The sequence below is a fragment of the Pseudomonas sp. R25(2017) genome, from assembly GCF_002112565.1.
GTDB classification, from domain to species: Bacteria; Pseudomonadota; Gammaproteobacteria; order Pseudomonadales; family Pseudomonadaceae; genus Aquipseudomonas; species Aquipseudomonas ekonensis.
In genome coordinates, this window is record NZ_NEHZ01000019.1 from 1 (window position 1) to 13430 (window position 13430).

Consider the following 13430-nt stretch of genomic DNA (forward strand, 5'->3'; position numbering starts at 1 on the left):
CAGCGCATAACGCACCGGCACGACGAACAGCTCGGCCTGGCTCGCCGGGCACGGCATCACCGGGCTGTTGATGTCCACATGGGGCTGGGCTCTGGCCGCGCGGTAGGCCTGAGCAGCCTGGTCAACCATGGCCAGTTTTTCGGCGCTCATGGGGCGAGTTCCTTTTCAGTCAGTAACTGTTGCGTCAATGCATGGTTGAGGTTGTCCAGACGCTGATGGGGTGTGACGCCGGGTTCGGTCAGTAGCTGCCGATAAACGCCATGCTCCGAACCATCGGGGAAATCCCTGCCCAGCACGGCCGGCAATCGAGACCAGATCAGTACTTCATCGACGGCGCTGAAACCGCTGCGCGCGGCGCTCGACTGACAGTCCGATGCCCATTGCCGCAGCGCGCAGACGTCCAGGGACTTGAGCGATCCGGGAAAGTGGCGCCGAACGTGCTCGATCAGTTGCCGGTCGAAAGACTCGCGCCTCGCGGTGTCGAGGTGATCGAGCTGCTCGGCTGCCAGCCCCAGCCAAGGCTGCTGCGCATAGGGGATTGCCGGTTGCGCGGCTTGCTGACGGATCTCCAGGCCCGGCAAACGGATCAGTCGAATCGGCCCCATCAGGCGATCCCGCTCAAGAAAGGGCAAATCCGCCAGCCAGGAGGCTGTGACGCGCGGATCGTAGAAGCGGAAAAAAACCGTCGCGCCTCCTTCGACCCGTGCGTGGACCAAACCACGCAGATGCTCCAGCACCTGAAGTTCGTCGGCCTCCGACTCCAGCCAGATACCCGCTGTCGCGCTCCACGCCTGCCAGAACACCCGTTCCAGCGGGCTGTCAGGCAGAACTTCCGTCAACAACGGCCCGACACCGTCCAGGTCGCTGTAAGCGGTGTGCTGATAAAGCGAATGAACCGCCGCGCGGCCCGTCAGCTCGAACAGGCGATCGGCAAGGTTGGCGATCTGGATTCGATCCAGTAACAGATAAGCCCGGTTCATGCGCCCACCTGCGCCAGTTTTTCGCACACGGCGCACACTGAAGAGGCCTGCTCGGCGGCCTGGGCCAGCGCGACCTGTTGTGCGGTCACGGACAACAAGACCTGCGCGTGCTGTTCCTCGGGCACCGCCGCCAACGCTGTCTGCGCAACCACGCCTGCCACCGGCGCACCGCCCTCGACGATGGCGACACTGCTGAAGATCCCGCCCGAATTGATCACGAGGTGATGACCGCCTGCCGTCAGCGTCAAGCTAGCGCCGGCATCGATCACCACCTGGCTGGCGGTCACCCGTGCATGCGGGCCGGCCTGAATCACCAGCGTGCCGCTGGCCGTGGTGCTGCTGTTGCCGCTGATGCTGAGCAGGTCATCGGTGCCGATGACCGTGTTGCGCGTGCCGTCGGTGGTGTGCCGTTCATCAGCCTTGATCAGGCTGACGCTGTGCTGGTCGACCTGCTCGAAACGGTCGCGGCGGATCTGGCTGCGGCTGTCGTTGAGGATCAGTTGCTCGAAGTCGCGCTCGGCGCGCAGGTAGATTTTTTCCTGGCCGGCGCGGTCTTCGATCATCAGTTCGTTGTAGCCGCCGGTGTGCGGTGTGCTGTGACTGCGCAGCACGGTTTTGCTTTTGTTATCCGGCAAGGCATAGGGCACCGAGTTGACCTTGTTGGCCACGCAACCGGTGATCAAAGGCCGATCCGGGTCACCCTCCAGAAAGGTCACCAACACTTCCATGCCGATGCGCGGGATCGTCACCGAACCGAAGGCTTCACCGGCCCAATTCGACGAGACCCGCAGCCAGCAACTGCTGCGTTCGCTGTTGAGTTCGGCGCGATCCCACGGGAATTCGCACTTCACCCGGCCGTATTCGTCGCAGTAGATCTCTTCGCCGGAGGGGCCGGTCACCCGCGCCGTTTGCGCGACCAGCGGTCGGCGTCGCGGTGGCAGAGCAGGACGAAACACCACCTCGGCAGGGATCACACTGAACGTGTTGCGATAGCCCTGGGTGAAGCCGTCAGTGTCTTGAGTGTCACCGGTGACCGACTCCTCAAGAACTTGCGGCTGCTTCCCGGCATGGCTGACGCTCACCAACAACCACAGTTCATTGCAGCTTTGGCGCGGGTGCTCGGTCAGTTCGAAGAGATGGCCGCAGCGCAGATGGGCCTGATCGCTTTGCCCCTCGCCCAGTTCATAGTCGCTGCGATGGCGCTCAAGGGCCTGACGCGCCAGTTGCTTGCCGCGCCGTTCATTCTCGATCAACAGCGGATAGCGATAGTCCTCCAGCACTGGGGTGAACTCGGCGGTGAAACGGCTTTCGAGCAACAGGCTGGGGCGCTTGAAGTCGTAGTCGCGGCGGGTGACGGTGCTGGTTCGTGTGCGGTTACGCAGGCTGAAGCGGCTGACCACCGAGTGCTCGGCGACCATGCCCGAATCCTGCTGGTACGGCGTGGAGCCAAGCTTGGGCAGGAACACCTGATCATCGGTAAACACCAACAAATGGCCATCCGCCGAATGCTGGTGATGCCAGGCGATGCCCTCCTCGGCGCACAGACGCTGGATGAATTCGAAGTCCGATTCCCCGTACTGGGTGCAGTACTCACGCGGTGGATTCGTCGCGACATGAAAGCGAAAGGCATCGCCTTGAATGCCATGCCCCTTGAGCACGTGCGCGATGATCTGCGGCACGGTGCGCTGTTGAAAAATCCGCTGATCGTGGCTGAACTGCAGGTAATAGAGGGCCGGCACCAGCGTCAGGTGATAGCGGGTCAGCCGTTTGCCCGACTCGCCAGCCATCACCTCGTCGATGTGCCCGTGAAGGCCTTCGCCGTTATGGCCGAACTGCAAAAACGCCGGTTGGCCGAGCAGACGCCCCAGGTCGAAATCGGGATGCTCGCTGACCAGTTCAACGTGGATGCCGTAAAGCATGCTGATGGTTTCGGTGCCGCTGAAAGCCAGCACCTTGAAGTCATGACGAACAGCGGGAATCTGCAACGCGAAAGGCGCGGCACTGACCGACCGGAACATACGCTTATCCTTAAGCAATGAGGAAAAGAAGCGCGATGTCCAAACCGTCCGTGGTCTGTGCTCGCGAAAACTGGCGGGCACACTAACAAAGCAGGAAATGGCCGAATGTAGGAGTGGTCTTTAAACAAGGAAGGACGCTTCCCAAGTCGGTAAACCTGTCCGGACAACGCCCACAAAAAAACCGACATGACTGTCGGTTTCTTGTGGGTTGTGAGTGGAGCGGCGAACTATTTCATCAGCCGGCCCAACCCATCCAGCAACCGCCGCAACGCCCCCTGATTGCGGCGCATCACGTCCAGCCCCGCCTCGGCCATGCGCTGCGCATCCCGGGGCAGCTCGAACAGGCGCTGCACTTCAACCGCCAATCCTTCGGCATCGTCCACCTCGGCCAACGCCCCGGCGCTGCGCATCTGCGCGGCGATGTCGAGGAAGTTGAACAGGTGCGGGCCGCTGATCACAGGCTTGGCCAGCGCCGCCGGCTCCAGCAGGTTGTGCCCGCCGTTGGGCACCAGGCTGCCGCCGACGAAGGCGCTGTCGGCCAGGGCGTACAGGAACAGCAGTTCGCCCATGGTGTCGCCGAGCAGCACCGACGTGCCGGCCTCGACATTCGCGCCCGTGGAGCGGCGCACCGTGGCGAAGCCCTGCCCTTGGCACAGTTCGAACACAGCGTTGAAACGTTCCGGATGACGCGGCACCAGGATCAGCAGCGCATCGGGATGGTTGGCCAGCAGGCGACGGTGGGCGTCGAGCACCACTTCGTCCTCGCCGACGTGGGTGCTGGCGGCGATCCACACCGGACGCTCCAACGCCTGCCACTGCCCGCGCAGTTCGGCGGCGCGCTGCAGCAATTGCGGGTCGACGGTGAGGTCGAACTTGATTGAGCCGGTGACCTCGACCGTCTCCGGCCGCGCGCCCAGGTCGCGGAAACGCTGGGCCTCGGCCTCAGTCTGCACGGCGAACAGGCTCATCTCGGCCAGCATCGGCCCGGTGAGTTTGCCGAACCGCGCATAACCCTTGGCCGAACGCTCGGACAGCCGCCCGTTGGCCAGCGCCACCGGTATCCCGCGCTTGGCGCACTGGTGGATGTGGTTGGGCCACAGTTCGGTTTCCATGATCACCGCGAGCTTGGGCTGCGCACGGTCCAGGAAACGCGCGGCCGCGCAGGGCAAGTCATAAGGCAGGTAGCAGTGCTGGATGCGCGGCTCGTCGGCGAACAGGGCGCGGATCCGCTCCGAACCGGTCGGGGTCATGCAGGTCACGGTGATCGGCAGCTGCGGATAACGCTGCAGCAAGGCGCGGATCATCGGCGCGGCGGCGATGCTTTCGCCCACCGACACCGCGTGCACCCAGATCCCGCCGTGCCGCAGCGCCGGCATCTCGTAGGAGAAACGCTCGCCGATGCGTTTGGCGTAGGCCGGCGCCTTGCGCGAACGCAGCCACAGCCGAATCGCCACCAGCGGCAGCCCCAGGTAAAACAGCGCGGAGTAAAGAGTTCTATTCATGGCGGCGCAGTCTATCGGCTTTTGTCGCCGATCGCCCGCAAGTGCACGGCAAATCGTTCGGCCAGCCAACGGGCCGCCGGCCCCAGCGGTTCGTCGCGGCGCCAGACCAGCTCCACCACCAGCGCCGGCGGCGTCCATTCGCTGTCGAGTTCGACCATCAGGCCCTGATACGCCGAATACTGCACCACATGGCGCGGCAGCCAGGCCCAGCCCAGATCCCGCACCAGCCATTCGGCCATCACGTAGAAGCTATCGGCCCGCCACACCTGCGGGCTGGCGGGCTCGTTGCCGGGGTAGACGCTGGTCTGGGTCGACATGAGCAACTGCCGGTGCTGCGCCAGTTGCCGGGCATCAACGTACGGCTGCGCCGCCAGCGGATGGTTGACGCCGCACACCGTGACCATGTCCACGCTGCCCAGCACCCGGCGCTCCAGCGCTTCGGGGATTTCATCGTGATAGAACAGCAGCCCCAGATCGGCACGGCGCTCCACCAGCTTGCGCGCCACTTCGCCCTGGGCGGCGCTGGTCAGCTGCACTTCCAGGCTGGGGAACTGCTCGGCCAGCGCGCCGAAACTTTCCACCAGGGCCTGATAGGGCATCGCCTCGTCCTGGGCCACCCGCAGTTGCGCTTCCTCACCGCGCATCATCGCGATCGCCCGGCCGTTGAGGCGTTCGCACTGGCGCAGCACTTCCCGGGCGTCCTCCAGCAGCGCCTCGCCGGCCTCGGTGAGGCTCGGCTGACGCCCGCTGCTGCGCTCGAACAGGCTGACGCCCAGGTCATCCTCCAACTGGGCGACCGCGCTGCTGATCGCCGACTGCGCCTTGCGCTGCCGGCGCGCCACGGCGGAAAACGAGCGCTGCTCGGCGACGTCCACGAAGACCCGCAACTGATCCAGGTTCCATTGCATGTTCATTGCGCAACCCATCTTCAAAACAGATAGGTAATGACTTTACCGCATCCGGGCAATCCCTAAAATGCGGACTCGTAAAGCAACGTTTCACATGAGGATCGAACCATGACCGCCTACGCCTACCTGGCCATTGCCATCTGCGCCGAAGTGATCGCCACCGTCTCGATGAAAGCGGTCAAGGGATTCAGCACGCCCCTGCCGCTGCTGCTGGTCATCGTCGGCTACGGCATCGCCTTCTGGATGCTGACCCTGGTGGTGCGCAGCGTGCCGGTGGGCGTCGCCTACGCGGTGTGGGCCGGCATGGGCATCGTGATGGTCAGCGTGGCGGCGCTGTTCATCTACGGACAGAAGCTGGATATCCCGGCGATGCTGGGCATGGCGCTGATCGTGCTGGGCGTCGTCGTGATCCAGCTGTTCTCCAAGACCGCCGGCCACTGACGGCGAACCCGTGGCGAGCAAGCTCGCTCGCCACGGGAATCTGTCTGGGCCTGCAGACGGATGATCAGCAGCAAATCCCCCCTTCCCCGAGTCTGTATACTGCGCCCTCGTCTTGAACACTGAGGTCGTCGCATGCCATCCACAATTTCCACCGACGTGCTGATTGTCGGCGCCGGTGTCGCCGGTCTCTGGCTCAACGCGCGCCTGCGCCGCCAGGGCTTTTCGACCGTGCTGGTGGAAAGCGCCAGCCTCGGCGGCGGGCAGAGCGTGAAGTCCCAGGGCATCATCCACGGCGGCGCCAAGTACGCGCTGCACGGCGCCCTGACCGGCGCCTCGGAGGCCATCGCCGACATGCCGCGCCGCTGGCGCGAAGCGCTGGCCGGTGACGGCGAGCTGGACCTTGCCGGCGTGCGCCTGCTGTCCGAGGCCCATTACCTGTGGTCGCCGGGCACCCTGGCGGGCAACCTCACCAGTTTCTTCGCCAGCAAGGCCGTGCGCGGGCGGGTCGATCAGGTCAAGGGCGAGCAACTGCCGCCGGCCCTGCAGGACAAGCGCTTCAAGGGCAAGGTCTACCGCCTGGCCGAACTGGTGATCGACGTGCCGAGCCTGATCGCACGCCTGGCGGAACTGGCGGGCGACGGTCTGCTGTCCGGCCAGAAGATCGAGCCGCTGCTGGAGAACGGCGCGCTGGTGGGCCTCAAGGTGGACGAACGCGAGATCCGCGCCCAACGCATCGTCCTCAGCGCCGGCGCCGGCACCGCCGACCTGCTGGCGGCGCTGGGCCTGAGCCAGCCGGCCATGCAGACCCGCCCGCTGCACATGATCATGGTCAAGGGCCCTGGCCTGAAGCCGCTGTACGCCCACTGCCTGGGCGGCGGCACCAAGCCGCGCATCACCGTGACCACCCACCCGGCGGCCGACGGCCAGTGGGTCTGGTACCTGGGCGGCGACATCGCCGAAGCCGACGGCGTGGCCCGCGAGCCGGCCGAGCAGATCGCCACCGCACAGAAAGAGCTCGGCCAACTGCTGCCGTGGATCGACCTCGGCAGCGCGCAATGGGCGACCCTGCGGGTGGACCGCGCCGAGCCGCTGCAGACCGGCCTGACCCGCCCCGACAACGCCTTCCTCGCCGAACAGGACCGCCTGCTGGTGGGCTGGCCGACCAAACTGGCCCTGGCGCCGGACTTCGCCGACCGGGTGCTTGCCGCCCTGGAGCGCGACGGCATCAAGCCGGGCGCCCCCACCGCCCTGCCGGCCCTGCCCAAGCCGCCCCTGGGTGTGCCGGCCTGGGAGCAATTGCTGCCATGAGCCAAGCGACCCTGCACGATCTCCACCGCCCCCTGGGCAGCACCGGCCTGAGCGTTTCGCCGCTGGGCCTGGGCACGGTCAAGCTTGGCCGCGACCAGGGCGTGAAATACCCCAACGGCTTCCGCATCCCCGACGACGACGAAGCCCGGATGCTCCTGAAGCTCACCCGGGACCTGGGCATCAACCTGATCGACACCGCACCGGCCTACGGCCGCAGCGAAGAGCGCCTCGGCCCGCTGCTGCGCGGCCAGCGCCATGACTGGGTGATCGTCAGCAAGGTCGGCGAAGAGTTCGCCGACGGCCAGTCGCGCCACGACTTCAGCGCCGCCCACACGCGGATGTCGGTGGAACGCAGCCTGCAGCGGCTGGAGACCGACTTCATCGACCTGGTGCTGGTGCATTCGGACGGCAACGACATGGCCATCCTCGAAGGCTGCGAAGTGTACGCAACCCTTGCGGCGCTCAAGGCCGAAGGCAAGATCCGCGGCTTCGGCATGTCCGGCAAGACCGTCGAAGGCGGCGTGAAGGCGCTGGAGCAAGGCGACTGCGCGATGGTCACCTACAATCTGAACGAACAGAGCGAAAGGGCCGTCATTGACTATGCTGCTGCCCACGGCAAGGCCATTCTGGTGAAGAAGGCCCTGGCCAGCGGTCACATTTGCCTCGATCCCGGCGTGGATCCGGTGCGCGCCAGTTTTGAGCTGCTGTTCGGGCAGCCCGGCGTGGCCAGCGCCATCGTCGGGACGATCAACCCGCTGCACCTCGCCCACAACGTCGCGACCGTTGCACAGGTCCTTCGTGGTCTCTGACGCCGCCCCGCGGCCTTAAGCAGGAGCCGACATGCCGCGCACGCTCATCAGAAAGAACCCGAGCAATTTCAAGACCCTGCCGCTGTTCGTCGAAGCCACCCCGGAAGGCCTGACCTACCAGAGCGTCGGCAGGCCGCTGAACTTCGCCCAGACCCTGCAGCGGCGGCGGCCGGTCACGGTGCCGGACGCCGAGCGCTTTGCGCTGGAGCTGGCCAACCTCGGGGTTTCGGTGCGCCTGACCCTGCGTTGGCAGAGCCGCGACTACTGGGTACTGGTGCGCCAGCGCCGGCAGGACCGCGGCGATGTGGTGCTGAAGCTGATCTCAGGCTATGTGCCGGCCCATGAGCTGAACCTGCCCTTGCACACGGCCATCCAGGAAATCGCCGAGGAATGCCTGCTGGAGACGCCCGAAGGCTGGCTCGGCGGGCGCTTCAACGACACCTGGCTGCCGGCGCCTTACGCCTCGGCACTGCATTACCGCGAAGCCCTGCCGTTTCGCCTGACGCCGGAGTCCGGCTCGGCGCGGCCGGTGCGCTGCGCCAGCCTGCAACTGATGGAACGCCCGCGGGCCTACGTGCACCTGCCGACCGCCTCGTTGCAGCTGATCTACGACCTGCGCCTGGACGTGCCCAAGGAAGCCAAGAACCTGAGCCTGTTCCATGTGGACGAGCGGCTGGAAGGCGACCAGTTGGTGGCGCGGCTGGACCGCAAGCGTCCGGACCTTTACCTGATGCCGCTGCAGGACGGCGAGCCGCTGGCCGAGCTGTACACACTCAAGAAAGGCCAGCTGCACCCGGCCGGCACCCGGGGCCTGTACCTGGCCGAAAGCTTCGCCCGGCAGGACGGCTGGCTGGTGCGCGATGAGCGGATCCGCTGGAAGGACTGGCTGCGCCAGCAAGGGCTGACCGCGCCCGCCAAGGACACGGGGCTGGCCCGGTTGCGGGGCAAGGCGACGCAACTGCTCAAGCGAATCGTGCCGAGCAAGAACGTGGGTTCCTGAAAGCCAAAGACCGCGCCGGCGATGGCTCTTGCGAGCGCATCACCGGCGCGGTCTTTTTCAGGGCTTCACTCGGACTTGCGGATCTTTTCCACGATCGCCGTGGTGGAGCTGTTTTCCACCAGCCCCAGCACCTTCACCGTGCCGCCGTAGGCCTTGACGATGTCGGCGCCGACCACTTGGTCGATCCCGTAGTCGCCGCCCTTGACCAGCACGTCCGGCTTGACCTCGCGCAGCAGGTTTTCCGGGGTGCCTTCAGGGAAGCTGATCACCCAGTCCACCGCACCGAGGCCGGCCAGCACGGCCATGCGCCGGTCGACGCTGTTGATCGGACGGCCCGGCCCCTTCAGGCGGCTGACCGACGCGTCGTCGTTGATCGCCACGATCAGACGGTCGCCCTGTGCCCGTGCCTGTTCGAGGTAGGTCACGTGGCCGGCGTGGAGGATGTCGAAGCAACCGTTGGTGAAGACGATCCGCTCGTTGTGCGCGCGGGCATCGGCCACCGCCAGCAGCAGTTGCTCCAGCCCCAGCACGCCGCGCTCGGAGCCTTCTTCGCGCTGGATCGCGCGGCGCAGTTCCGGGGCGCTGATCGCCGCCGTACCGAGCTTGCCCACCACGATGCCGGCGGCCAGGTTGGCCAGCGCCACCGCATGGGGCAGGTCCTCGCCGGCGGCGATCGCCGCCGCCAGGGTGGAGATCACCGTGTCGCCGGCGCCGGTCACGTCGAACACTTCGCGGGCGCGGGCCGGCAGGTGCAGCGCCGGATGCTCCGGGCGCAGCAGGGTCATGCCGTGTTCGCCGCGGGTGACCAGCAGCGCGCCCAGCTCAAGGTCGTGCATCAGCGCCGCGCCCTTGCTCACCAGTTCGTGCTCGTCGGCGCACTTGCCGACGATGGTCTCGAACTCGCTGAGGTTCGGGGTGATCAGGCTGGCGCCGCGGTAGATCGAAAAGTCCTTGCCCTTCGGATCCGCCAGCACCGGGATGCCCTTGGCGCGGGCGGCCTGGATCAACGCCTGGTGGTTCTTCAGCGCACCCTTGCCGTAGTCGGACAGCACCAGCACCTTGATGCCTTCGAGCAGGTCGTCGACCTGTGCGCCCAAGGCCAGGGCATCGGTGGCGAACGGTTCTTCGAAATCGATGCGCAGCAATTGCTGGTGCCGGCTCATGACCCGCAGCTTGACGATGGTCGGCTGGTGCGCGATGCGCTGGAACAGGGCCCGCACGCCCGCGCCCTTGAGGCTGTTGCTCAGGCTGTCGGCGGCCTCGTCGTCGCCGGTCACGCCGACCAGCGAAGCCGGCGCACCCAGCGCGGCGATGTTGAGGGCAACGTTGGCGGCGCCGCCCGGACGGTCTTCGATTTGCTCGACCTTGACGACCGGAACCGGCGCCTCAGGGGAAATCCGTGAGGTTCCGCCATGCCAGTAACGGTCGAGCATGACATCGCCGACCACCAAGACAGGGGCTTGATCGAATCGCGGCATGGACAACTTCATGGAGCAACCCACATACAAAATGAACAGGGGCGCGATATTAGCACAGGGTGGGCGAAGGCTTGTGCAGCGGCTGCAACAGGATGAAACAGCTGACTTTTTTGCTCGTTTTTTGAGCACCTACGCCGCCGTAGGCAGGCCGGCGCACGGCACCGTTCACTCATAGCCGAGCAGGTCGTAGTCGCGCTGGTACACCCGCCGCACCAGCCGACGGGTGCGCACCGAGCAGAACTCCCGCGCCGGCATCGGCTGACGCTGGCGGGAGCCGTTGACGTGAGGCAACCGCCCTTCGATCCCCAAATGTTCGCAGACCAGGTGGAAATCCCGCTCCAGATGTTCCTGGTAGCCGATGAAGTCCAGCGCCAGGTGCCCCAGCGAATCGACGAGAAAGTCGGTTTGCGCGGCGAAGTGCAATTGCCGCGGGATCGTTTCGGCGTGCAGCCAGCGGGCGACGAAGTCATCGAAATCGCGGTAGCGCCTGACCAGCCGCTGGGCCCCTTGGTCACGGCTGCCCAGCTCATTGCCCCGCAGAAAGGCATAGGCCGAGTAGGCGCGCTCAAGCGGATCGCGCACAAAGGCGAACTTGTACGCCGCCGCGTAGCGCTCGGGGAACTGCTCTTCGTACCAGTACAGCGGCAGGTGGCCGGGGCGCCAGCCTTCGAACAGCGCCGTGCAGATGCTGCTGCCGGCGCATTTGGGCACATGGATGAACAGGCAGGCACGCTGCTCGAACGCCTTGGGAAAGGCCCGTTGGGCCGACATCGACTTGTTCACCACTTGCCGGTCGACCACCGGCAGGCGCCCCAGCAGGAAGGCGCGCTGGGGTTTGGGCAGCAGTTTCCAGAGATAACGTTGCAGCATGACGGGATCCGCGTGAAGGGGATGGCCCTTCGGTTCAGGTTCTGGGTTCGTTCAGGAACCTTAACAAGCGCGGTGCCGGGATTTATTCCGGTTTGGTCAAGAAGCGTAAAGGAGCGGATACAAACCGGACCGGTGGCGAGGGGAACTGCTCCCTCGCCACCGCAAGGGGTCAGGCGATGTCTTCGGCCGGGGCGTCCAGGCCCATGGCGTTGAGGCGGGCGTAGTAGCCGTTCTGCGCCAGCAGCGACTGGTGGGTGCCGCGCTCGACGATCCGGCCCTGATCCATCACCAGGATCAGGTCGGCCTTCTCGATGGTCGACAGGCGGTGGGCGATCACCAGTGTGGTGCGGCCCTTCATCACTTGATCCAGCGCTGCCTGGATGTGCCGCTCGGATTCGGTGTCGAGCGCCGAGGTGGCCTCGTCGAGAATCAGCAACGGCGCGTTCTTGAGCAAGGCGCGGGCGATCGCCAGGCGCTGGCGCTGGCCGCCGGAGAGCAGCACGCCGTTTTCGCCGACCTGGGTGTCCAGGCCCTGGGGCAGCTGCGCGATGAAGTCCATGGCGTAGGCGTCGCGGGCCGCCTTCTCGATGTCCTCGCGCGGCGCGCCGGCCAGGTCGCCGTAGGCGATGTTGTTGGCCACGGTGTCGCTGAACAGGGTCACGTGCTGGGTCACCTGGGCGATGTGCCGGCGCAGGTTCAGCAGTTTGTATTGCTCCACTTCCACGCCGTCGATCAGGATTTCGCCCTTGTCGTGGTGGTAGAAGCGCGGAATCAGGTTGGCCAGCGTCGACTTGCCGCTGCCCGAACGCCCCACCAGCGCCACCATCTGCCCCGGCTCCGCCGAGAAGCTGATGTCGTCGAGCACCTGACGTTCGGTGCCCGGGTAGGTGAAGCTCAGGTTGCGCACATCGAGACGGCCGCTGACCGAATCGCGCGTGACCGTGCCGGTGTCGATTTCCGGCTCGACGTCCAGCTGTTCGAAGATGCTTTCGGCGCCCGCCACGCCCTTCTGGATGGTCGAGCTGACTTCGGACAGCTGACGGATCGGCTTGGGCAGCAGGCCGGCCAGGGTGATATAGGCCACCATGTCGCCGGCCGAGGCGTCGCCGCGCAGGAACAGCACCAGGAACATCAGGATCGCCATGGCGGTGTAGATGACCAGCTGCAGCAGCGGCGTGTAGATCGCGCCGGTGCGGGTCATGCGCAGTTGCTTGTCGGTGTTGCCTTGGCTGGCGTCGAAGAAGCGCTTCTCTTCATAGGCTTCGCCGCCGAAGCTGCGCACCACGCGGTAGCCCTGGATGGTTTCCGAGGCGACATGGGTCACGTCGCCCATGGCCAGCTGGATCTTCTTGCTCTGCTTGCGGAATTTCTTGCTCGCGGTGCGCACCATCAAGGCGATGAGCGGCAGGATCGCGACCATCACCAGCGTCAGCCTCCAGTTCATGAACAGCAGCGAGGCGAACAGGAAGACGACGGTCATGCCCTCACGGATTACGACCTTGATCGCATCTGTTGCCGCCCCCGTGACCATCGTCACGTTGAAGGTGATGCGCGAAATCAGGTGGCCGGAGTTATGCTTGTCGAAATAGCGGTTGGGCAGGATCAGCAGGTTGTTGAACAGCTGCACCCGCAGGTCATGCACCAGGCCCAGGGAGACCTTGGCCAGGAAGTAGTTGCCCAGGTAGGAGCCCAGCCCCTGCCACGCGGCGATCAGGATGATCAGCAGCGGCACGGCCTGCAGCAGCTGCAGGTCGCGCAGGTAAGGCACGGAGGGGAACAGCGCCGCCTCGGGGTTGGACAGGCCGTCGACGAAGTACTTGAGGATGTAGCCGAGCATCGGCTGGGTCGAGGCGAAGATCAGGAAACCGACGATGCTGATCAGGAACAGACTGATGTACGGCCTGACGTAACCGAGCAGGCGGAAGTAGATTTTCAAGCTCGATGGGCTTGCGGCGGGACTGGAGTCGGTCATATCACGCAGAAGTCGATAAAAAGGACGCTGACTTTAGCACAGCTTCTTCAGGTCTCTGGCAATCGGCGAAAGGCTGGTATTGTTAGGCGTCTCGTTCAGCGTCAAATAGCCATCATCCGAATGGCCGTACCTTTTCAGGATTTA

Annotated in this window: 11 protein-coding genes; 4 read left to right on the forward strand and 7 right to left on the reverse strand. The window is 65.4% G+C overall.

The genetic code is table 11. The features are described from left to right. Nucleotides 1-146 precede the first annotated feature (146 nt). The 4 genes from CAG31_RS22340 to CAG31_RS22355 all read right to left on the reverse strand — a co-directional run bounded on the left by CAG31_RS22340 (nt 147) and on the right by CAG31_RS22355 (nt 5414). A complete protein-coding gene (locus tag CAG31_RS22340) occupies nt 147-980 on the reverse strand; it encodes a DUF4123 domain-containing protein (protein WP_085585262.1) in 834 nt (277 codons plus the stop codon). Beyond that, nucleotides 977-2998 carry a type VI secretion system tip protein TssI/VgrG gene (tssI, locus tag CAG31_RS22345; protein WP_085585264.1) on the reverse strand — a complete coding sequence of 674 codons (2022 nt, stop codon included), beginning with the start codon at nt 2996-2998 and terminating at the stop codon, nt 977-979. The genes CAG31_RS22340 and tssI overlap by 4 nt, the downstream gene beginning before the upstream one ends. Before the next feature lie 227 nt (nt 2999-3225). After that, nucleotides 3226-4500 (reverse strand): lipid IV(A) 3-deoxy-D-manno-octulosonic acid transferase, encoded by a 1275-nt coding sequence (waaA, locus tag CAG31_RS22350; RefSeq protein WP_085585266.1) that lies wholly within the window; start codon nt 4498-4500, stop codon nt 3226-3228. A gap of 11 nt (nt 4501-4511) precedes the next feature. Further along, a complete protein-coding gene (locus tag CAG31_RS22355; RefSeq protein WP_085585268.1) occupies nt 4512-5414 on the reverse strand; it encodes a LysR family transcriptional regulator in 903 nt (300 codons plus the stop codon). Between the two features lie 102 nt (nt 5415-5516). On the opposite strand from CAG31_RS22355, the gene CAG31_RS22360 reads away from it, so the two are divergent. The 4 genes from CAG31_RS22360 (at nt 5517) to CAG31_RS22375 (ending at nt 8966) form a co-directional block, all read left to right on the forward strand. Beyond that, nucleotides 5517-5849: a multidrug efflux SMR transporter gene (locus CAG31_RS22360; RefSeq protein WP_085585270.1), complete on the forward strand. Its 333-nt coding sequence runs from the start codon at nt 5517-5519 to the stop codon at nt 5847-5849. A 132-nt stretch (nt 5850-5981) separates the two neighbouring features. After that, complete coding sequence (locus tag CAG31_RS22365; RefSeq protein WP_085585272.1) at nt 5982-7157, forward strand: FAD-binding oxidoreductase; 1176 nt, start codon at nt 5982-5984, stop codon at nt 7155-7157. Continuing rightward, complete coding sequence (locus CAG31_RS22370; RefSeq protein ID WP_085585275.1) at nt 7154-7966, forward strand: aldo/keto reductase; 813 nt, start codon at nt 7154-7156, stop codon at nt 7964-7966. Before CAG31_RS22365 ends, CAG31_RS22370 begins: the two co-directional genes overlap by 4 nt. 31 nt (nt 7967-7997) lie before the next feature. Then, nucleotides 7998-8966 (forward strand): metal ABC transporter ATPase, encoded by a 969-nt coding sequence (locus CAG31_RS22375; protein WP_085585277.1) that lies wholly within the window; start codon nt 7998-8000, stop codon nt 8964-8966. 65 nt (nt 8967-9031) lie between these two features. Here the strand turns inward: CAG31_RS22375 and hldE are convergent, their stop codons facing one another. The 3 genes from hldE to msbA form a co-directional block, all read right to left on the reverse strand. Further along, nucleotides 9032-10456, reverse strand: coding sequence for a bifunctional D-glycero-beta-D-manno-heptose-7-phosphate kinase/D-glycero-beta-D-manno-heptose 1-phosphate adenylyltransferase HldE (gene hldE / locus CAG31_RS22380; protein WP_085585279.1), 1425 nt, complete (start codon nt 10454-10456; stop codon nt 9032-9034). A gap of 153 nt (nt 10457-10609) precedes the next feature. Further along, the gene (locus CAG31_RS22385; RefSeq protein ID WP_085585281.1) at nt 10610-11314 is read right to left on the reverse strand and encodes a sulfotransferase family 2 domain-containing protein; all 705 of its coding nucleotides are present in this window, start codon (nt 11312-11314) and stop codon (nt 10610-10612) included. Between the two features lie 169 nt (nt 11315-11483). After that, entirely contained in the window at nt 11484-13286 is a 1803-nt protein-coding gene (msbA, locus tag CAG31_RS22390) for a lipid A export permease/ATP-binding protein MsbA (protein ID WP_085585283.1), read from the reverse strand. Between the last annotated feature and the right edge of the window lie 144 nt (nt 13287-13430).

What these genes read in the sequence shown, in the direction of transcription:
- CAG31_RS22355 (WP_085585268.1), bottom strand. Translation starts at nt 5,414, where the DNA reads ATGAACATGCAATGGAACCTGGATCAGTTGCGGGTCTTCGTGGACGTC.
- CAG31_RS22370 (WP_085585275.1), top strand. Translation starts at nt 7,154, where the DNA reads ATGAGCCAAGCGACCCTGCACGATCTCCACCGCCCCCTGGGCAGCACC.
- CAG31_RS22375 (WP_085585277.1), top strand. Translation starts at nt 7,998, where the DNA reads ATGCCGCGCACGCTCATCAGAAAGAACCCGAGCAATTTCAAGACCCTG.
- hldE (WP_085585279.1), bottom strand. Translation starts at nt 10,456, where the DNA reads ATGAAGTTGTCCATGCCGCGATTCGATCAAGCCCCTGTCTTGGTGGTC.
- CAG31_RS22360 (WP_085585270.1), top strand. Translation starts at nt 5,517, where the DNA reads ATGACCGCCTACGCCTACCTGGCCATTGCCATCTGCGCCGAAGTGATC.
- CAG31_RS22385 (WP_085585281.1), bottom strand. Translation starts at nt 11,314, where the DNA reads ATGCTGCAACGTTATCTCTGGAAACTGCTGCCCAAACCCCAGCGCGCC.
- waaA (WP_085585266.1), bottom strand. Translation starts at nt 4,500, where the DNA reads ATGAATAGAACTCTTTACTCCGCGCTGTTTTACCTGGGGCTGCCGCTG.
- tssI (WP_085585264.1), bottom strand. Translation starts at nt 2,998, where the DNA reads ATGTTCCGGTCGGTCAGTGCCGCGCCTTTCGCGTTGCAGATTCCCGCT.
- CAG31_RS22340 (WP_085585262.1), bottom strand. Translation starts at nt 980, where the DNA reads ATGAACCGGGCTTATCTGTTACTGGATCGAATCCAGATCGCCAACCTT.
- msbA (WP_085585283.1), bottom strand. Translation starts at nt 13,286, where the DNA reads ATGACCGACTCCAGTCCCGCCGCAAGCCCATCGAGCTTGAAAATCTAC.
- CAG31_RS22365 (WP_085585272.1), top strand. Translation starts at nt 5,982, where the DNA reads ATGCCATCCACAATTTCCACCGACGTGCTGATTGTCGGCGCCGGTGTC.